The organism is Streptomyces sp. NPDC004539, assembly GCF_040610055.1.
Lineage (GTDB): Bacteria > Actinomycetota > Actinomycetes > Streptomycetales > Streptomycetaceae > Streptomyces.
On record NZ_JBEXLS010000016.1, the window covers coordinates 96,240 to 116,277 of the forward strand.

At 70.6% G+C, this 20,038-nt stretch carries 15 protein-coding genes; 14 read left to right on the top strand and 1 reads right to left on the bottom strand.

Translation table 11 applies throughout. From position 1 onward, the window contains the following. The 14 genes from ABZX85_RS29705 (at position 1) to ABZX85_RS29770 (ending at position 16,291) form a co-directional block, all read left to right on the top strand. A complete protein-coding gene (locus ABZX85_RS29705) occupies positions 1-1,968 on the top strand; it encodes a penicillin-binding protein 2 (protein WP_355874983.1) in 1,968 nt (655 codons plus the stop codon). 55 nt (positions 1,969-2,023) lie between these two features. After that, positions 2,024-3,646 (top strand): UDP-N-acetylmuramoyl-L-alanyl-D-glutamate--2,6-diaminopimelate ligase, encoded by a 1,623-nt coding sequence (locus ABZX85_RS29710; RefSeq protein ID WP_355874985.1) that lies wholly within the window; start codon positions 2,024-2,026, stop codon positions 3,644-3,646. Positions 3,647-3,650: 4 nt separating this feature from the next. Next, positions 3,651-5,060, top strand: coding sequence for a UDP-N-acetylmuramoyl-tripeptide--D-alanyl-D-alanine ligase (gene murF, locus ABZX85_RS29715; protein WP_355874988.1), 1,410 nt, complete (start codon positions 3,651-3,653; stop codon positions 5,058-5,060). Then, complete coding sequence (gene mraY / locus ABZX85_RS29720; RefSeq protein WP_355874991.1) at positions 5,057-6,130, top strand: phospho-N-acetylmuramoyl-pentapeptide-transferase; 1,074 nt, start codon at positions 5,057-5,059, stop codon at positions 6,128-6,130. Before murF ends, mraY begins: the two co-directional genes overlap by 4 nt. Further along, positions 6,112-7,521 carry a UDP-N-acetylmuramoyl-L-alanine--D-glutamate ligase gene (gene murD / locus ABZX85_RS29725; protein ID WP_355874994.1) on the top strand — a complete coding sequence of 470 codons (1,410 nt, stop codon included), beginning with the start codon at positions 6,112-6,114 and terminating at the stop codon, positions 7,519-7,521. The genes mraY and murD overlap by 19 nt, the downstream gene beginning before the upstream one ends. A gap of 37 nt (positions 7,522-7,558) precedes the next feature. Next, the gene (ftsW, locus tag ABZX85_RS29730; RefSeq protein ID WP_355874996.1) at positions 7,559-8,914 is read left to right on the top strand and encodes a putative lipid II flippase FtsW; all 1,356 of its coding nucleotides are present in this window, start codon (positions 7,559-7,561) and stop codon (positions 8,912-8,914) included. Positions 8,915-8,920: 6 nt separating this feature from the next. Beyond that, positions 8,921-10,009, top strand: a complete 1,089-nt coding sequence (gene murG, locus ABZX85_RS29735) for an undecaprenyldiphospho-muramoylpentapeptide beta-N-acetylglucosaminyltransferase (RefSeq protein ID WP_355874999.1) — start codon at positions 8,921-8,923, stop codon at positions 10,007-10,009. A gap of 24 nt (positions 10,010-10,033) precedes the next feature. Further along, positions 10,034-10,834, top strand: coding sequence for an FtsQ-type POTRA domain-containing protein (locus ABZX85_RS29740; RefSeq protein WP_355875002.1), 801 nt, complete (start codon positions 10,034-10,036; stop codon positions 10,832-10,834). Positions 10,835-11,114: 280 nt separating this feature from the next. Next, complete coding sequence (gene ftsZ, locus ABZX85_RS29745; RefSeq protein WP_355875005.1) at positions 11,115-12,308, top strand: cell division protein FtsZ; 1,194 nt, start codon at positions 11,115-11,117, stop codon at positions 12,306-12,308. After that, on the top strand, positions 12,305-13,033 hold the full coding sequence (gene pgeF, locus ABZX85_RS29750) for a peptidoglycan editing factor PgeF (protein WP_355875008.1): 729 nt from the start codon (positions 12,305-12,307) through the stop codon (positions 13,031-13,033). The genes ftsZ and pgeF overlap by 4 nt, the downstream gene beginning before the upstream one ends. Before the next feature lie 6 nt (positions 13,034-13,039). Next, the gene (locus ABZX85_RS29755) at positions 13,040-13,759 is read left to right on the top strand and encodes a YggS family pyridoxal phosphate-dependent enzyme (protein ID WP_355875011.1); all 720 of its coding nucleotides are present in this window, start codon (positions 13,040-13,042) and stop codon (positions 13,757-13,759) included. A gap of 129 nt (positions 13,760-13,888) precedes the next feature. Then, the gene (sepF, locus tag ABZX85_RS29760; protein ID WP_355875013.1) at positions 13,889-14,536 is read left to right on the top strand and encodes a cell division protein SepF; all 648 of its coding nucleotides are present in this window, start codon (positions 13,889-13,891) and stop codon (positions 14,534-14,536) included. Between the two features lie 71 nt (positions 14,537-14,607). Beyond that, positions 14,608-14,892, top strand: coding sequence for a YggT family protein (locus ABZX85_RS29765; RefSeq protein WP_010350399.1), 285 nt, complete (start codon positions 14,608-14,610; stop codon positions 14,890-14,892). A gap of 52 nt (positions 14,893-14,944) precedes the next feature. Continuing rightward, on the top strand, positions 14,945-16,291 hold the full coding sequence (locus ABZX85_RS29770; protein ID WP_355875014.1) for a DivIVA domain-containing protein: 1,347 nt from the start codon (positions 14,945-14,947) through the stop codon (positions 16,289-16,291). Positions 16,292-16,467: 176 nt separating this feature from the next. Here the strand turns inward: ABZX85_RS29770 and ileS are convergent, their stop codons facing one another. After that, positions 16,468-19,605: an isoleucine--tRNA ligase gene (gene ileS / locus ABZX85_RS29775; RefSeq protein WP_355875015.1), complete on the bottom strand. Its 3,138-nt coding sequence runs from the start codon at positions 19,603-19,605 to the stop codon at positions 16,468-16,470. Positions 19,606-20,038: the final 433 nt, after the last annotated feature.

Below are 20,038 nucleotides of genomic sequence, written 5' to 3' on the forward strand. Positions count from 1 at the left end.
GTGTCCGACAGGGAACCGCCCCGCCGGCGCGTACCCGGCCCCGCCCGCCCCCCGCGCCCCGCGCAGGGAGCCCAGCGCCGGCCCGGACCGGGGGCGCGGCCTCCCGTACGGCGCCCCGCGCCCCCGCGCCCCCCGGCCGCCAAGACGCTCCGCCTCGGCAGCCCCCGGCCCCGCCTGCGCATGGTCGGCGTGGCCCTCGCCCTCGTCCTCACCGCGTTCGTCGTCCGCCTCCTCCAGGTCCAGGCGGTCGACGCGAGCACGTACACCGCGAAGGCCGAGCAGAACCGGTACGTCGGGCAGGTGCTCGCGGCCGAGCGCGGCGAGATCACGGACCGCAGCGGCGTAGCCCTCGCGACCAGCGAGGACGCGTACGACATCACCGCGGACCCGACGATGTTCGCGGCGAAGGAGCTGAAGATCGACGACGGCCCCGAACAGGCCGCCGCGCTGCTCGCGCCGATCCTCGGCCAGGACCAGTCCGCCCTGGTCGCGAAGCTCCGCCCGAAGAACTCCGCCTCCCGGTACGCGAAACTGGCCTCCCGTCAGACCCCGCAGGTCTGGAAGCAGATCCGCGACCTCAGGGCGACCCTCGCGACCAAGGCGAGCACCGACAAGACCGCGGTGAACGTCCTCGGCGGCGTCTTCGCGGTCCCCAGCAGCAAGCGCGTGTACCCCAACGGCGACCTCGCCGCCGGGATACTGGGCTGGGTGAACGCAGAGGGCGTCGGCGGCGGTGGCGTCGAGCAGCAGCTGAACAAGACGCTGGCCGGGAAGGACGGCAAGATCCGGTACGCCCAGTCGGGCGGCCGGCAGGTGCCGACGGCCGGGTCGACGGAGACGCCCGCCGTCCCCGGTTCGGACATCGAGCTGACCATCGACCGGGACATCCAGTGGGCCGCGCAGAACGCGATCACGGAACAGGTCCAGAAGTCGAAGGCCGACCGCGGGTACGTCATCGTCCAGGACACCCGCACCGGCGAGATCCTCGCCATGGCGAACTCCCCGGGCTTCGACCCGAACGACCTCTCCTCGGCGACCTCGGCGAACATGGGCAACCCGGCCGTCCAGGACGCCTACGAGCCCGGTTCCACCGCCAAGGTCGTCTCCATGGCGGCCGTCCTGGAGGAGAACGCGGCGACCCCGCTGACCAAGGTGACCGTGCCGAACCGGCTGCACCGCGGCGACCGGCTCTTCCAGGACGACATCGACCACCCGACCTGGTACCTCACCCTGAACGGCGTCCTCGCGAAGTCGTCCAACATCGGCACGATCCTCGCCACCGGGCAGCTCGGCAAGACGCAGCCCGAGGCCAACCAGGTCCTCTACTCCTACCTGCGCAGGTTCGGCGTCGGACAGCCCACCGGCCTCGGCTTCCCCGGCGAGACCCGGGGCATCCTCGCCCCGGCCGCCGACTGGTCGACCTCCCAGCAGTTCACGATCCCGTTCGGCCAGGGCATGTCCGTGAGCGCCCTCCAGGCGGCCTCCGTGTACTCGACGATCGCCAACGGCGGCGTCCGCGTCGAACCGACGCTGGTGCGCGGCACGGAAGGCCCCGACGGCCGGTTCACGCCGGCCCCCGCGCCGCAGACCTCACGGGTCGTCAGCGAGAAGACCGCCAAGACCCTGAGCCAGATGCTGGAGTCCGTGGTCGACGACCAGGAGGGCACCGGCACCAAGGCCCGAATCCCGGGCTACCGGGTGGCCGGCAAGACGGGCACCGCCAACCGAGTCGATCCCGCCACCGGCACGTACAAGGGGTACACGTCCTCCTTCGCGGGCTTCGCGCCCGCCGACAACCCGCGCGTCACCGTCTACTGCGCCATCCAGAACGCGACGAAAGGCAGCTACTTCGGCGGCCAGATCTGCGGGCCGATCTTCAAGCAGGTCATGGAGTTCGCCCTGAAGACCCTCCAGGTCCCGCCCACCGGGACGAAGTCCGCCAGCCTCCCCGTGACCTTCACGCCGTGAGACGCGTGAGTGCCCTGTCCCTCCCGTTCAGCGCCGAACAGCCAGGAACCAGCCCGTGACCATGATCACTCCCGATCCGGGGAACCACCCCCGGCCCCCGTCCTCGCTTCGCTCCGGAGCGGGTCGGCCCGGTACGCTCACCGCCGTGCCACAAGCTGATCAGTCCCGAACCCACCGGACACCCCGGCCCGCACAGGTCGTCGCGACCCCTCTCGCGGACCTCGCCGACCGGCTGGGAGTGCCGGGACCGCAGAGCGCCGCCGAGGTCACGGGCATCACCCACGACTCGCGCGCCGTCCGCCCCGGCGACCTGTACGTCGCCCTCGCGGGCGCCCGCGCGCACGGCGCCGACTTCGTCGCCCAGGCCGCGAGCCAGGGGGGAGCGGCCGTCCTGACCGACCCGGCGGGCGAGGAGCGCGCCGCCGCGACCGGCCTGCCGGTGCTCGTCGTCGACGACCCGCGCGGACGGATGGGCGAACTGGCGGCGGCGATCTACGGCCGTCCGGGCGAGGGCCTGCTCCAGATCGGCATCACCGGCACCTCCGGCAAGACCACCACCGCCTACCTCGTCGAGGGCGGCCTGCCGCAGCCCGCCGGGCTCATCGGCACCGTCGAGACCCGCATCGGCGAGGAGCGGATCAAGTCCGAGCGCACCACCCCCGAGGCCACCGACCTCCAGGCCCTCTTCGCCGTCATGCGCGAACGCGGCGTCGAGGCGGTCGCCATGGAGGTCTCCAGCCACGCGCTGGCCCTCGGCCGGGTCGACGGCTGCGTCTTCGACGTCGCCGTCTTCAACAACCTCAGCCCGGAGCACATGGAGTTCCACTCCGACATGGAGGACTACTTCCGGGCCAAGGCGCAGCTGTTCACCCGCAAGCGCAGCAAACGCGGCGTCGTCAACTACGACGACGAGTACGGCCGTCGGCTCGTCGCCGAGTCCGAGGTCCCGGTCGTCACCTTCTCCGCCGAGGGCCACCCGGACGCCGACTGGCGCGCGGTGGACGTGCACATCGGCGCGATGGACTCGGACTTCACGGTCGTCGCCCCGGACGGGACGCGGATCGTCGCCAAGTCCCCGATCCCCGGCCCGTTCAACGTGGCCAACAGCCTCGCCGCGATCGTCGCACTCGCAACCGCCGGGGTCGATCCGCACGCCGCCGCCGAGGGCGTCGCCGGGGTGCCCGGGGTGCCGGGGCGCCTGGAGCGGGTGGACGCCGGGCAGCCGTACCTCGCGGTCGTCGACTACGCGCACAAGACGGACGCCGTCGAGTCGGTGCTCAAGGCGCTGCGCAAGGTCACCAAGGGGCGGCTGCACGTCGTCCTCGGCTGCGGCGGCGACCGGGACGTCACGAAGCGGGCCCCGATGGGCGCCGCGGCGGCCCGGCTCGCCGACACGGCCGTGCTGACCTCCGACAACCCCCGCTCCGAGGACCCCCTCGCGATCCTCACCGCGATGCTCGACGGCGCCGCCTCGGTGCCGGCCCACGAGCGCGGCGAGGTGCTGCTGTTCGAGGACCGGGCCGCGGCGATCGCGGCGGCCGTGGGCCGCGCGCAGGCCGGGGACACCGTGCTGGTCGCGGGCAAGGGCCACGAACAGGGCCAGGACATCGCCGGGGTGGTGCGTCCCTTCGACGACCGCCAGGTGCTTCGAGAAGCCATCCAGAAGACCCAGGGATGAACTTGTGATCGCCCTCTCCCTCGCCGAGATCGCTGAAGTCGTCGGCGGGCAGATTCACGCCATACCGGATACGTCCGCGCGCGTCACGGGCCCCGTCGTCCGCGACTCCCGCGAGGCCGGACCCGGCAGCCTCTTCGTCGCCTTCGTCGGCGAGCGCGTCGACGGCCACGACTACGCGCGGCAGGTCGTCGACGCGGGCGCGGTCGCCGTCCTGGCGTCCCGCCCGGTGGACGCGCCCGCGATCGTCGTGGACGACGTCACCAAAGCGTTGGGCGCCCTCGCCCGTCACGTCGTACGACGCCTGGGCGCGACGCCTGTCGCGCTCACCGGGTCGGCCGGCAAGACCAGCACCAAGGACCTCATCGCCCAGGTGCTGAACAGCAACGCGCCGACGATCTGGCCCGAAGGCAACCTCAACAACGAGATCGGCCTGCCGCTGACCGCGCTGCGCGCCACCGACGAGACGAAGTACCTCGTCCTGGAGATGGGCGCGCGCTATATCGGCGACATCGCCTACCTCACACAGCTGACGCCCCCGAAGATCGGCCTCGTCCTCAACGTCGGCACCGCCCACATCGGCGAGTTCGGCGGCCGGGAGCAGATCGCGCAGGCCAAGGGTGAACTCGTCGAGAGCCTGCCCCCGGCGGCGGAGGGCGGCGCGGCCGTCCTGAACGCCGACGACCCGCTGGTCCGGGCCATGGCCTCCCGTACGGCGGCGAAGGTGGTCCTTTTCGGCGAGAGCGACGAAGCGGACGTTCGCGCCGAGAACGTGCGACTCACGGACAGCGGACAGCCCTCCTTCAGGCTTCGCACACCCTCCGGTGCGAGTGACGTGACCATGCGCCTGTACGGTGAGCACCACGTGTCGAACGCGCTCGCCGCCGCCGCCGTCGCCCATGAGCTGGGCATGTCCGCACACGAGATCGCCACGGCGCTCTCCGGAGCGGGCACCCTCTCCCGCTGGCGGATGGAGGTCACCGAGCGCCCGGACGGCGTGACGATCGTCAACGACGCCTACAACGCGAACCCCGAGTCCATGCGAGCGGCCCTGCGCGCGCTCGTGGCCATGGGCAAGGGGCGGCGGACCTGGGCGGTGCTCGGCAAGATGGCCGAGCTCGGGGACGAGGCGCTCGCCGAGCACGACGCGGTCGGACGGCTCGCCGTCCGGCTCAATGTCGGCAAGCTCGTGGCGGTCGGCGGCAGGGAAGCCGCCTGGCTGCAACTGGGCGCATACAACGAGGGTTCGTGGGGTGAGGAGTCGGTGCACGTGTCCGACGCACAGGCGGCTGTCGACCTGTTGCGCAGCGAGTTGCGCCCGGGGGACGTCGTGCTCGTGAAGGCGTCCCGGTCGGTCGGTCTGGAGAGTGTCGCCGAGGCGCTGCTCGCCGCTGAGGGCGAGGTCTCCGCCCGATGATGAAGCAGATCCTGTTCGCGGGAGTCATTGGTCTGTTCCTGTCGCTGGTCGGCACCCCGCTGCTGATCAAGCTGCTGGCCCGCAAGGGCTACGGCCAGTACATCCGCGACGACGGCCCGCGCGGGCACGCCAGCAAGCGCGGTACGCCGACCATGGGCGGTATCGCGTTCATCCTCGCGACGGTCGCCGCCTACTTCGGCGCGAAGATCATCGCCGGGAAGCCGCCGACCTACTCGGGTCTGCTGGTGCTCGGCCTGATGGTGGGCATGGGCCTGGTCGGCTTCCTGGACGACTACATCAAGATCGTCAAGCGGCGCTCGCTCGGTCTGCGGGCCAAGGCGAAGATGGCCGGTCAGCTGATCGTCGGCATCGGCTTCGCCGTGCTGGCACTCCAGTTCGCGGACAACAGGGGCAATACGCCCGCGTCCACGAAACTGTCGTTCATCACGGACTTCGGCTGGTCCATCGGCCCGGTGCTGTTCGTCGTCTGGGCGCTGTTCATGATCCTGGCCATGTCCAACGGCGTGAACCTGACGGACGGTCTGGACGGCCTCGCCACCGGCGCGTCGGTGCTGGTCTTCGGCGCCTACACGTTCATCGGCGTCTGGCAGTACCAGGAGTCCTGCGCCAACGGCGAGACGCTCACCAACCCGAACGCCTGCTTCGAGGTGCGCGACCCGCTCGACCTCGCGGTCGTGTCGGCGGCGCTGATGGGCGCCTGCCTCGGCTTCCTGTGGTGGAACACCTCGCCGGCCAAGATCTTCATGGGCGACACCGGCTCGCTGGCCCTCGGCGGCGTGCTGACCGGCCTCGCGATCTGCTCCCGCACGGAGCTGCTCGTCGCCCTCATGGGCGGCCTGTTCGTCCTCATCACCATGTCGGTCGTCATCCAGGTCGGCTCGTTCCGCCTCACCGGCAAGCGCGTCTTCCGGATGGCGCCACTCCAGCACCACTTCGAACTCAAGGGCTGGTCCGAGGTCCTGATCGTGGTCCGCTTCTGGATCATCCAGGGCATCTGCGTCATCGTCGGACTCGGCCTCTTCTACGCGGGATGGGCAGCGGACAAGTGACCGACTGGCAGGGAAAGCGTGTCGTCGTCGCCGGACTCGGCGTCTCGGGCGTTCCGGCGGCCAAGGTGCTGCGCGAACTGGGCGCGGAGGTCACCGTCGTCAACGACGGCGACGACGACCGCTCGCGTGCGCAGGCCGACGAACTGCGGGCGCTCGGCGTCACCGTCCGCCTCGGCGACGGCAGCACCCTGCCCGAGGGCACGGACCTCGTCGTCACGGCGCCGGGCTGGCGGCCCGACAAGCCCCTCTTCACGGCGGCCCGCGCGGCCGGCGTCGAGATCTGGGGCGACGTCGAACTCGCCTGGCGCCTGCGCGGCCCCGACGCCCCGTCCTGGCTGTGCGTCACCGGCACCAACGGCAAGACGACGACCACCCAGATGCTGGCGTCGATCCTGACGGCCGCCGGCCTGCGCACGGCCGCCGTCGGCAACATCGGCGTCTCCCTGCTGGACGCGGTGAACGGCGACTACGACGTCCTCGCCGTCGAGCTCTCCAGCTACCAGCTCCACTGGGCGCCCTCCCTGCGCGCCCACTCCGCCGCCGTCCTGAACCTCGCCCCGGACCACCTCGACTGGCACGGCTCCATGGAGGCGTACGCCGCCGACAAGGGCCGCGTGTACGAGGGCAACCGGGTCGCCTGCGTCTACAACGTCGCCGACAAGGCCACCGAGGACCTGGTGCGCGAGGCGGACGTCGAGGAGGGGTGCCGGGCGATCGGCTTCACCCTCGGCACGCCCGGACCTTCCCAGCTCGGCGTCGTCGAGGGCATCCTCGTCGACCGCGCGTTCGTCGAGAACCGGCACCAGAACGCGCAGGAGCTGGCCGAGGTCGCGGACGTCAACCCGCCGGCCCCGCACAACATCGCCAACGCCCTCGCCGCCGCCGCCCTCGCGCGCGCGTTCGGGGTGCCCGCCAAGGCCGTCCGGGACGGTCTGCGCGCCTTCACCCCGGACGCCCACCGCATCGCCCACGTGGCGGACGTGGCGGGCGTCGCGTACGTCGACGACTCCAAGGCGACCAACACCCACGCCGCGCAGGCGTCGTTGGCCGCGTACGAGTCGATCGTGTGGATCGCCGGGGGCCTCGCGAAGGGGGCCGCCTTCGACGAGTTGGTGGCCTCGTCCGCCGAACGGCTGCGGGGGGTCGTCCTGTTGGGCGCGGACCGTGCGCTCATCCGGGAGGCCCTGGCGCGACACGCGCCCGAGGTACCCGTCGTGGACCTCGACCGGACCGACACTGGGGCGATGCTCCAGGCGGTGCGGGAGGCCCAGCGCCTCGCGACCGAGGGCGACACCGTACTTCTCGCCCCGGCGTGCGCCTCGATGGACATGTTCACCAATTACAACCAGCGTGGGGACGCGTTCGCGGAGGCCGTTCGCGAGATCGGCTGATGGCGGGTTCTCCAGGAAATCAGGGGGTTGCCGTCACGTGTCCAGTAGCCGTACCGGGCGTCCTCCCACCCAGCGGGTCGTACGCCAGCCCGTCGTGCAGAGCCCCCGCGACAAGCGCGACAATCCGTTCGTACGCCTCCATGCCCGGGCCCGCAGAGCCTGGGACCGGCCTCTCACCGCCTACTACCTGATCCTGGGCGGGAGTCTCCTCATCATCGTGCTCGGGCTCGTGATGGTGTACTCCGCGTCCCAGATCACCGCGCTCCAGAAGTCGCTGCCCGGGAGCTTCTTCTTCCGCAAACAGTTCCTCGCCGCGTGCATCGGCGCCGTCCTGCTGATCGCCGCCTCCCGGATGCCGGTCAAACTGCACCGGGCGCTGGCCTACCCGATCCTCGCGGGGGCCGTGTTCCTGATGGCGCTCGTGCAGGTGCCGGGGATAGGGAAGACCGTCAACGGCAACCAGAACTGGATCGCGGTCGGGGGGTCGTTCCAGATCCAGCCGAGCGAGTTCGGGAAGCTGGCGCTCGTGCTGTGGGGGGCCGATCTGCTCGCCCGCAAACAGGACCGCAAGCTGCTGACGCAGTGGAAGCACATGCTCGTCCCGCTCGTCCCGGTGACGTTCATGCTCCTCGGACTCATCATGATCGGCGGGGACATGGGCACCGCGATCATCCTCACGGCCGTCCTGTTCGGCCTGTTGTGGCTCGCGGGGGCGCCCACCCGGCTCTTCGTGGGGGTGCTGTCGGTGGCCACCCTGATCGGGTTCGTCCTGATCAAGACGAGCCCCAACCGCATGGCCCGGCTCCAGTGCATCGGCGCGACCGACCCCAAGGCGGGACCGGTCGACTGCTGGCAGGCGGTGCACGGCATCTACGCCCTCGCGTCCGGCGGGATCTTCGGCTCGGGGCTCGGGGCGAGCGTGGAGAAATGGGGCCAACTGCCCGAAGCGCACACCGACTTCATCTTCGCCGTCACCGGTGAGGAACTGGGCCTCGCGGGGACGCTGTCGGTCCTCGCCCTCTTCGCGGCTCTAGGCTATGCGGGTATCCGCGTGGCCGGACGCACGGAGGACCCCTTCGTCAGGTATGCCGCGGGAGGCGTGACCACCTGGATCATGGCGCAGGCCGTGATCAACATCGGTGCGGTGCTCGGTCTGCTGCCGATCGCCGGTGTCCCGCTCCCGCTGTTCTCCTACGGGGGTTCGGCCCTGCTGCCGACCATGTTCGCCGTCGGGCTGCTGATCGCGTTCGCGCGTGAGGACCCCGCCGCGCGGGCGGCGCTTGCGATGCGGCAGACCCGCTCTGCTAGAAAGCGGGGCGGGAACCCTCGGGAACCCCGGAGATGGAACACGATGCGACGGCGTGCCCCGGCACGCACGTCCGGAGAGCGGTGAATTTCGGTGCATGTCGTACTCGCAGGCGGAGGGACCGCCGGCCACATCGAGCCCGCGCTCGCCCTCGCGGACGCCCTGCGCAGGCAGGACCCGACCGTGGGCATCACGGCCCTGGGCACGGAACGGGGCCTGGAGACCACGCTGGTCCCGCAGCGCGGCTACGAGCTGGCGCTGATCCCGGCCGTACCGCTGCCCCGCAAGCCCACCCCCGAGCTGATCACCGTCCCGGGCCGGCTGCGCGGCACGATCAAGGCCACCGAGCAGATCCTGGAGCGCACCAAGGCGGACTGCGTCGTCGGCTTCGGCGGCTACGTCGCCCTGCCCGGCTACCTCGCCGCCAAGCGCCTCGGTGTGCCGATCGTCATCCACGAGGCCAACGCCCGCCCCGGCCTGGCCAACAAGATCGGCTCCCGCTACGCCGCCCAGGTCGCCGTCTCCACGCCCGACAGCAAGCTGCGTGACGCCCGCTACATCGGCATCCCGCTGCGCCGCTCCATCGCCACCCTGGACCGCGCGGCGGCCCGCCCCGAGGCCCGGCACATGTTCGGCCTCGACCCGAACCTGCCGACGCTGCTCGTGACCGGCGGCTCGCAGGGCGCCCGGCGGCTCAACGAGGTCGTCCAGCAGGTCGCGCCCTGGCTCCAGCAGGCCGGTATCCAGATCCTGCACGCGGTCGGCCCGAAGAACGAACTGCCGCACGTGCAGCAGATGCCGGGAATGCCGCCCTACGTCCCGGTAAGTTACCTGGACCGGATGGACCTCGCGTACGCCGCGGCCGACATGATGCTCTGCCGCGCGGGCGCGATGACCGTCGCCGAGCTCTCCGCCGTCGGACTCCCGGCCGCCTACGTCCCGTTGCCCATCGGCAACGGCGAACAGCGGCTGAACGCCCAGCCGGTGGTCAAGGCCGGTGGCGGACTGCTGGTCGACGACGCGGAACTGACGCCGGACTGGGTCCGGGAGAACGTCCTGCCCGTCCTCGCCGACCCGCACCGGCTGTACGAGATGTCCCGCGCCGCCGGTGAGTTCGGCCGCCGGGACGCGGACGAACTCCTCGTCCGCATGGTGTACGAGGCGATCGCCTCGCGCCGCTAGGCGTTCGACGAAGGGCAGGCAAGCGTGGCCGGAGGACCCACCACCGCCGAGCGCGGTACGGCACGTCGGCAGGGACCGCCCGGCCCGCCTCTCGTCCGCCGCCTGGGCCCGCGCAGGCTCCGTACGATCATCGCCCTGGCCGTCGCCGTCGTGCTCCTCGGAGCGGGCGGCGCCTGGGTGTTGTACGGCTCGCCGTGGCTGCGCGTCGACCACGTCTCCGTCTCGGGCACCGACGTGCTGACCCCGCAGCAGGTCCGGGCCGCGGCTCAAGTGCCCCTGGACACCCCGCTGGTGTCCATCGACACCGACGAGATCCGGTCACGTCTGGAGCGGGCGCTGCCGCGCGTGGACGAGGTCGACGTGTCGCGGTCCTGGCCGCACGGCGTCGTCCTCAAGGTGACCGAGCGGACCCCGGTCCTGCTGATCCGCTGGGGCAGCGGATACACCGAAGTCGACGACGAGGGCGTCCGGTTCGCGACCGTTCCCCAACCCCCGAAAGGCGCCCCGCTGTTGGAACTCTCGCTCACGAGCACCGGTTCCACCGCCGCGAGCCTGCGCCGCTTCGGCGAGGACCGCCTCGTCCGCGAGGCCGTCCGCACGGCCGGCAGCCTTCCGGCCGCCGTACTGAAAACCACAAAAACCATCAAAGTGCGTTCGTACGACGATATTTCACTGGAGCTGACGGACGGCCGGACCGTCGCGTGGGGGAGTGCCGAGAAGGGTGCGGCGAAGGCTCGCACACTCAGCGCTCTCATGAAAGCCGCGCCGGACGCCCGGCACTTCGACGTCAGCGTCCCCACCGCCCCCGCGTCATCCGGGAGTTGACGCACATATGCGCAGGCCAGCACCCTGGTTGGGCAGCGACATGGCTGATCACATAGGGTGAAAAGAAAAACGGGAGGTTCGGCGTGTTCGTTGAACGGGCGCCACTTGTCGACTTAGTGTCCTGTTCGGAAGACTCCAAGGAACAGGCACACTGGTAACCCTAAACTTCAGCGTTAGGGTTCGGGTCGGCGCTACGGACCGTCCCATTCGGCATCCGCCGTCGGGGGCACAGGCAACTGGGCCACGACGGCAACGTAATTCGAGGCGAGAGGCCTTCGACGTGGCAGCACCGCAGAACTACCTCGCAGTCATCAAGGTCATCGGTGTCGGCGGCGGTGGTGTCAATGCCATCAACCGGATGATCGAAGTCGGACTCAAGGGCGTCGAGTTCATCGCCATCAACACCGACGCTCAGGCGCTGTTGATGAGCGACGCAGACGTCAAGCTCGACGTCGGCCGCGAACTCACCCGCGGACTCGGCGCCGGCGCCAACCCGGCCGTCGGCCGCAAGGCCGCCGAGGACCACCGCGAGGAGATCGAGGAGGTCCTCAAGGGGGCCGACATGGTCTTCGTGACGGCCGGCGAGGGCGGCGGCACCGGCACCGGCGGCGCCCCCGTCGTCGCCAACATCGCGCGCAACCTCGGCGCCCTCACCATCGGCGTCGTCACCCGCCCGTTCACCTTCGAGGGCCGGCGCCGCGCCAACCAGGCCGAGGACGGCATCGCGGAGCTGCGCGAAGAGGTCGACACCCTCATCGTCATCCCCAACGACCGGCTGCTGTCCATCTCGGACCGCCAGGTCTCCGTCCTCGACGCCTTCAAGTCGGCCGACCAGGTCCTGCTCTCCGGTGTCCAGGGCATCACCGACCTCATCACCACCCCGGGTCTGATCAACCTCGACTTCGCCGACGTCAAGTCCGTGATGTCCGAGGCCGGTTCGGCGCTCATGGGCATCGGCTCCGCCCGCGGCGACGACCGCGCGGTGGCCGCTGCCGAGATGGCCATCTCCTCGCCGCTCCTCGAAGCCTCCATCGACGGCGCCCGCGGGGTCCTGCTCTCCATCTCCGGCGGCTCCGACCTCGGCCTGTTCGAGATCAACGAGGCCGCCCAGCTGGTCTCCGAGGCCGCCCACCCCGAGGCGAACATCATCTTCGGCGCCGTCATCGACGACGCCCTCGGCGACGAGGTCCGCGTCACCGTCATCGCGGCCGGCTTCGACGGCGGCCAGCCGCCCGCCCGCCGGGACAACGTGATCGGCTCGGCCTCCACCCGCCGCGAGGAGCCCGCCCCGGTCAGCCGCCCCGAGTCCCGCCCGTCCTTCGGCTCCCTGGGCAGCGTGACGCCCAAGGAGGACCCGGTACCCGTCCCGGAGCCGGTCGCCGACCTGCCGCCGCTGAACCCGCCGGTCCCGCCGTCCCGGACCTACTCGGACAGCGCCGCCGAGGAACTGGACGTACCGGACTTCCTGAAGTGATAGGACAGCGCGAGAGCGTGCGCGGCGCGCACTTCGCCTTCACCGACCGGTGGGGCGGGGTGAGCGCCGCTCCGTATGAGGAGCTCAACCTCGGCGGCGCGGTCGGCGACGACCCCGCCGCCGTCCTCGCCAACCGCGAACTGGCCGCCAAGTCGCTCGGGTTCGACCCGGCCGAGGTGGTCTGGATGAACCAGGTGCACGGCGCGGACGTCGAGATCGTCACCGCTCCCTGGGGTGAGCGCCCGGTCCCCGAGACCGACGCGATCGTCACCGCCCGGCGCGGTCTCGCCCTCGCCGTCCTCACCGCCGACTGCGTGCCCGTGCTGCTCGCCGACCCGGTCGCCGGTGTCGTCGCCGCGGCCCACGCGGGCCGGCCCGGCATGATCGCCGGGGTCGTCCCCGCCGCCGTCCGCGCGATGGCGGAACTCGGCGCCGAACCCGCCCGGATCACCGCCCGCACCGGACCCGCCGTCTGCGGCCGGTGCTATGAGGTGCCGTCACCGATGCGCGCCGAGGTCGCCGCGCTGGAACCGGCGGCGTACGCCGAGACGAGCTGGGGCACTCCCGCCGTCGACGTCGCCGCCGGAGTGCACGCGCAACTGGAGCGGCTCGGGGTGTGCGACCGGGCGCAGTCCCCGGTGTGCACGCTGGAGTCGCACGACCACTTCTCGTACCGCCGCGATCGCACCACAGGGCGACTCGCGGGATATGTCTGGTTGGACTGATGGGGCATGACGGACCGTAAGGACGAACTCGCCGGGAACCTGGCGAAGGTGGAGGAGCGCATCGCGCGCGCGTGCGCCGACGCCGGGCGGGCCCGGTCGGAGGTGACGCTGGTCGTCGTCACCAAGACCTATCCGGCGAGCGATGTGCGGATGCTGTCGGAACTCGGTGTGCGCCATGTCGCCGAGAACAAGGACCAGGACGCCGCGCCCAAGGCCGCCGAATGTGCGGATCTCCCGCTGACCTGGCACTTCGTCGGACAGTTGCAGACCAACAAGGCGCGTTCCGTGGTGGGTTACGCGGACTTCGTGCAGTCCGTGGACCGGGACCGGCTGGTCGTCTCGCTGTCCCGGGAGGCCGAGAAGGCCGGGCGTGAGGTCGGGTGCCTGATCCAGGTCGCGCTGGACGCCGGGGTGAGCGGGCGCGGGGAGCGCGGGGGCGTCGGGCCGGGGGGAATCGAAGAGTTGGCCGGACTTGTCGCGGACTCGCCGGGGGTGCGGCTGGACGGGCTGATGACCGTCGCTCCGCTGACCGGTGAGTACGCCGGTCGTGAACGGGCAGCGTTTGAGCGGTTGATGGATTTGTCGACCGACCTGCGCCGAAGTCATCCGGCTGCCACCATGGTGTCAGCGGGGATGAGTGCGGACCTTGAGCAGGCCGTGGCGGCCGGGGCGACACATGTGCGCGTCGGCAGTGCGGTACTCGGAGTCCGTCCTCGGCTCGGGTAACGTCGCCAGGAAGTCGGACCACAGTAGAAAATATGGTCATTACCCGCCAGGAGGCGGACACAAGGGCCACGTGGATCGCGGGACTTGGCAGTCGTCAACCGATCCACCACAGAGCGGAGGACTCAGAGCATGGCCGGCGCGATGCGCAAGATGGCGGTCTACCTCGGCCTCGTGGAGGACGATGGGTACGACGGCCGGGGCTTCGACCCCGATGACGACTTCGAACCCGAGCTGGACGAACCCGAGCGCGACCACCGGCGGCACGACGCGTCGCACCAGTCGCACCAGTCACACAACGCACACCAGTCCCAAAGGGACGAAGAGGTGCGAATCGTCCAACCCCCCGCCCCTCGTGAGCCGGTGGTCCGTGCGGCGGCGCCGACCGCGGAATCCGGGCGCCCCGCGCGCATCGCGCCCGTGGCGTCCATCACACAAGAACGCCAGTCCCTGGAGAAGAACGCACCGGTGATCATGCCCAAGGTCGTGTCCGAACGAGAGCCTTACCGGATCACCACGCTCCACCCGCGGACCTACAACGAGGCCCGTACCATCGGGGAACACTTCCGTGAGGGGACCCCCGTGATCATGAACCTCACTGAGATGGACGACACAGATGCGAAGCGACTTGTCGACTTTGCCGCCGGTCTGGTGTTCGGTCTTCATGGCAGCATCGAGCGGGTGACGCAGAAAGTGTTCCTGTTGTCTCCTGCTAACGTCGATGTCACGGCGGAGGACAAGGCCCGTATCGCAGAGGGCGGGTTCTTCAACCAGAGCTGAGACGCAAAACCGGAACTACACGGCAAGACAAGACAGAGCACGCGTAAGCAGGGGAGAGGGAAGCACCGAACATGGGCGTGGTCCTGAACATCATCTACATCGCGCTGATGGTCTTCCTCATCGTGCTCATCTTCCGGTTGGTCATGGACTACGTCTTCCAGTTCGCCCGCTCGTGGCAACCCGGCAAGGCGATGGTGGTCGTTCTGGAGGCCACCTACACTGTCACCGATCCACCGCTCAAGCTTCTTCGGCGGTTCATCCCGCCGTTGCGTCTCGGGGGCGTGGCGCTCGACCTGTCCTTCTTCGTACTGATGATCATCGTCTACGTCCTGATCTCGATCGTGATCCGGCTGTGAGCGATGTGACCTACCGTCTTGCCGATGCCGAAGACAACGTTGAGGTGAAGAGATGCCGTTGACCCCCGAGGACGTGCGGAACAAGCAGTTCACGACCGTCCGCCTCCGAGAAGGCTATGACGAGGACGAGGTCGATGCCTTCCTCGACGAGGTCGAAGCCGAACTGACGCGCCTCCTGCGCGAGAACGAGGACCTGCGCGCCAAACTCGCCGCGGCCACGCGCGCCGCCGCGCAGAACCAGCAGAACATGCGCAAGCCCCCGGAGCAGGACCAGCAGCAGGGCATGCCCCCGCAGCAGGGAATGCCGCCCCAGCAGCAGGGGATGCCTCCGCAGGGCATGCCGCAGCAGCAGGGCATGCAGCCCGGGATGCCCCAGCAGGGCATGCCCCCGCAGGGGATGCCGCAGCAGGGCATGCGAGGCCCCGGCGCCCCGGTCCCCGCAGGGATATCGGGCCCGCCGCAGCAGCAGATGGGCGGCCCCATGGGCGGCCCGCCCCAGCTGCCGAGCGGTGCCCCGCAGCTTCCGGCCGGTCCCAGCGGCCAGGGTCCCCAGGGCCCGGGTCCGATGGGTCAGGGGCCGATGGGTCCCGGTCCGATGGGCCAGGGTCCGATGGGTCAAGGTCCCATGGGACAGGGCCCGATGGGTCAGGGTCCGATGGGCGGCCAGCCGCCCATGCAGCAGCAGATGGGCGGCCCGATGGGTGGCCCCATGGGCGGTCCGATGGGCGGCCCCGGTCAGGGCCCCGGTGGCGACAGCGCCGCCCGCGTCCTCTCGCTGGCCCAGCAGACCGCCGACCAGGCGATCGCCGAGGCCCGCTCCGAAGCCAACAAGATCGTCGGCGAGGCCCGTTCGCGCGCCGAGGGCCTGGAGCGCGACGCCCGCGCCAAGGCCGACGCCCTTGAGCGGGACGCGCAGGAGAAGCACCGCGTCGCCATGGGCTCCCTGGAGTCCGCCCGCGCCACGCTGGAGCGCAAGGTCGAGGACCTGCGCGGCTTCGAGCGCGAGTACCGCACCCGTCTGAAGTCCTACCTGGAGTCGCAGCTGCGCCAGCTGGAGACCCAGGCGGACGACTCCCTCGCCCCGCCGCGGGCCCCCGCGACGGCCTCCCTGCCGCCGTCCCCCTCGCCCTCCATGGCCCCGGCCGGCGCGGGCGCCCCGTCCTACGGCGCGGGTGGCTCCAGCATGGGCATGGGTGGTCCCTCCGGCATGGGCGGCGGCCCGATGGGCGGTCCCGGCATGGGCGCCCCCAGCCCCGCCGCTCCGTCCTACGGCGGCCAGCAGCAGATGTCCCCGGCGATGACCCAGCCGATGGCTCCCGTCCGTCCGCAGGGTCCCTCCCCGATGGGCCAGGCTCCCTCGCCGATGCGCGGTTTCCTCATCGACGAGGACGACAACTGACGGCCCCTAGAGGCCCCTACGGCACGTAGTACGCCGTAGACACAGGCAGCGTTCAGGGCGCGGCCCCGGATTCGTCCGGGGCCGCGCCCTTTTTACGCGAGTTGCGAGGGGGTTGGCGACAAAGGCCCGGCTTCCCCTGCTTCAGCAGAGGGGAACCGGGCCTCGGCCGTACGGTGTTACGCCTTGCGCAGCCGGAACGTCAGGCTCAGGCCCTCGTCCGTGAAGGGCTCGCCGTACGTGTCGTCCGCCTCGTCCTGGGCGAAGTCGGTCGCGAGGACCTCGTCCGCGATCAGGAGGCTGTGGCCGGTCAGCGCGTCGACGACCGCCTTGTCGGTGGACTCCCAGCGCAGGGCGATCCGGTCGGCGACGTCGAGGCCGCTGTTCTTGCGGGCCTCCTGGATCAGGCGGATCGCGTCCCGGGCCAGGCCCGCGCGGCGCAGCTCCTCGGTGATCTCCAGGTCCAGGGCGACCGTCGCCCCCGAGTCGGAGGCCACCGACCAGCCCTCGCGGGGCGTCTCGGTGACGATGACCTCCTCGGGGGAGAGGGTGATCGTCTCGCCGTCGACCTCCACGGACGCCGTGCCCTCGCGCAGGGCCAGGGACAGCGCCGCCGCGTCCGTGTTCGCGACCGCCTTGGCGACGTCCTGGACACGCTTGCCGAACCGCTTGCCGAGCGCCCGGAAGTTGGCCTTGGCGGTCGTGTCGACCAGCGAGCCACCGACCTCGGAGAGGGACGCCAGGGACTCGACGTTCAGCTCCTCCGTGATCTGCGCGTGCAGTTCACGGTCGAGGGCGTCGAAGCCGGACGCCGCGATCAGCGCGCGGGACAGCGGCTGACGGGTCTTCACACCGGACTCGGCGCGGGTCGCGCGGCCCAGCTCGACGAGCCGGCGGACCAGGGCCATCTGCTTCGACAGCTCCGGGTCGACCGCCTTCTCGTCCGCCTCGGGCCAGGACGCCAGGTGCACCGACTCCGGGGCGCCCGGGGTGACCGGGACGATCAGGTCCTGCCAGACCCGCTCGGTGATGAACGGGGTCAGCGGGGCCATCAGCTTCGTGACCGTCTCGACGACCTCGTGCAGCGTGCGCAGCGCCGCCTTGTCGCCCTGCCAGAAACGGCGCCGGGAGCGGCGTACGTACCAGTTCGACAGGTCGTCGACGAACGCCGAGAGGAGTTTGCCGGCGCGCTGGGTGTCGTAGGCGTCCAGGGCCTCGGTCATCTGGGCGGTGAGGGCGTGGAGTTCGGACAGGAGCCAGCGGTCGAGGACCGGGCGGTCGGCCGGGGCCGGGTCGGCCTCGGAGGGGGACCAGTTCGACGTGCGGGCGTACAGGGCTTGGAAGGCGACCGTGTTCCAGTACGTCAGGAGGGTCTTGCGGACGACCTCCTGGATCGTGCCGTGGCCCACCCGGCGCGCGGCCCACGGGGAGCCGCCGGCGGCCATGAACCAGCGGACCGCGTCGGCGCCGTGCTGGTCCATCAGCGGGATCGGCTGGAGGATGTTCCCCAGGTGCTTGGACATCTTGCGGCCGTCCTCGGCCAGGATGTGCCCCAGGCAGACGACGTTTTCGTACGACGACTTGTCGAAGACCAGCGTGCCGATCGCCATCAGCGTGTAGAACCAGCCGCGCGTCTGGTCGATCGCCTCGGAGATGAACTGGGCCGGGTAGCGGGACTCGAAGAGTTCCTTGTTCTTGTACGGGTAGCCCCACTGCGCGAACGGCATCGAACCCGAGTCGTACCAGGCGTCGATGACCTCCGGGACGCGCGTCGCCGTGTTCTGGCACTGGGGGCAGGGGAAGGTGACCGCGTCGATGAACGGGCGGTGCGGGTCCAGGGACGACTGGTCGGTGCCCGTCAGCTCGGTCAGCTCGGCGCGGGAGCCGACGACCGTGAGGTGGTCGTCCTCGCAGCGCCAGATCGGCAGCGGGGTGCCCCAGTAGCGGTTGCGGGACAGGGCCCAGTCGATGTTGTTGGTGAGCCAGTCGCCGTAGCGGCCGTGCTTGACCGTGTCCGGGAACCAGTTCGTCTTCTCGTTCTCCTGGAGGAGCCGGTCCTTGACGGCCGTCGTGCGGATGTACCAGGAGGGCTGCGCGTAGTAGAGGAGCGCGGTGTGACAACGCCAGCAGTGCGGGTAGCTGTGCTCGTACGGGATGTGCTTGAAGAGGAGGCCGCGCTGCTTCAGGTCCTCGGTGAGGCGTTCGTCCGCCTTCTTGAAGAAGACCCCGCCGACCAGGGGCACGTCCTGTTCGAACGTGCCGTCGGGGCGGACCGGGTTCACGACCGGCAGGCCGTAGGCGCGGCAGACCTTGAGGTCGTCCTCGCCGAACGCGGGGGACTGGTGGACGAGGCCGGTGCCGTCCTCGGTGGTGACGTACTCCGCGTTGACGACGAAATGTGCCGGTTCCGGGAACTCTACGAGATCGAACGGACGTTGGTAGTTCCAGCGCTCCATTTCGGCGCCGGTGAAGGTCTGGCCCGTGGTCTCCCAGCCCTCGCCGAGCGCCTTGGTGACGAGCGGTTCGGCGACGACGACCTTCTCCGTGCCGTCCGTCACGACCGCGTAGGTCACCTCGGGGTGCGCGGCCACGGCCGTGTTGGAGACCAGCGTCCAGGGGGTCGTCGTCCACACCAGGAGGGCGGCCTCGCCGGCCAGCGGACCGGAGGTGAGGGGGAAACGGACGTACACGGACGGGTCCACGACCGTCTCGTAGCCCTGGGCCAGCTCGTGGTCCGAGAGGCCGGTGCCGCAGCGGGGGCACCAGGGGGCGACGCGGTGGTCCTGGACCAGCAGGCCCTTGCCGAAGATCTCCTTCAGCGACCACCAGACGGACTCGATGTACTCCGGGTCCATCGTGACGTACGCGTCGTCGAGGTCGACCCAGTAGCCCATGCGGGTCGTCAGCTCGGAGAAGGCGTCCGTGTGGCGCAGCACCGACTCGCGGCACTTCGCGTTGAACTCCGCGATGCCGTACGCCTCGATGTCCTGCTTGCCGGAGAAGCCGAGCTCCTTCTCGACGGCCAGCTCGACCGGGAGGCCGTGGCAGTCCCAGCCCGCCTTGCGGCCGACGTGGTAGCCGCGCATCGTACGGAACCGGGGGAAGACGTCCTTGAAGACGCGGGCCTCGATGTGGTGGGCGCCGGGCATGCCGTTGGCGGTGGGCGGGCCCTCGTAGAACACCCACTCCGGGCGGCCCTCGGACTGCTCCAGCGTCTTGGCGAAGATCTTCCGCTCACGCCAGAAGTCGAGCACTGCGTGCTCCAGCGCGGGCAGGTCGACCTGGGCGGGGACCTGGCGGTACGTCGGCTCTGTCATCTGCGAGCTTCCTCCAACGGACTTGCTGCCTTCCGTCGGAGGGACGAGAACCTCTCCGGCCTCGCCGGGTTCCCGCGGTACCACCCTCCTTGGCCCGGCTCTGGGCCGGACCCCCTCATTGGGTTCACGAAACCGGGTCTACTCGCCCGCGGGCTTTCTTCCGGCGGCTCCGGGGTGATCTTCGCGTCGCGCGCACCCCCGGGCTCCCACCGTCCCCGGGTCGCTCTCGGCCGCTCTCGGCGCTACTCGTCCCCATCCACGCTTTCTCGCTCCGCTCAGTGTACGGGGCTCGGGGGGGCCGGGGCCGAACGGGATTCTCCGGGGGCGGGAGAGGGATCGACCTGTTGCCGACGGGTCGAAGTCGATTTATCGTCCCAGCACGATTCGCGTGCAAGATCACGGTATGTGAAGGGGCCGCGGCCATGGTGGCGAA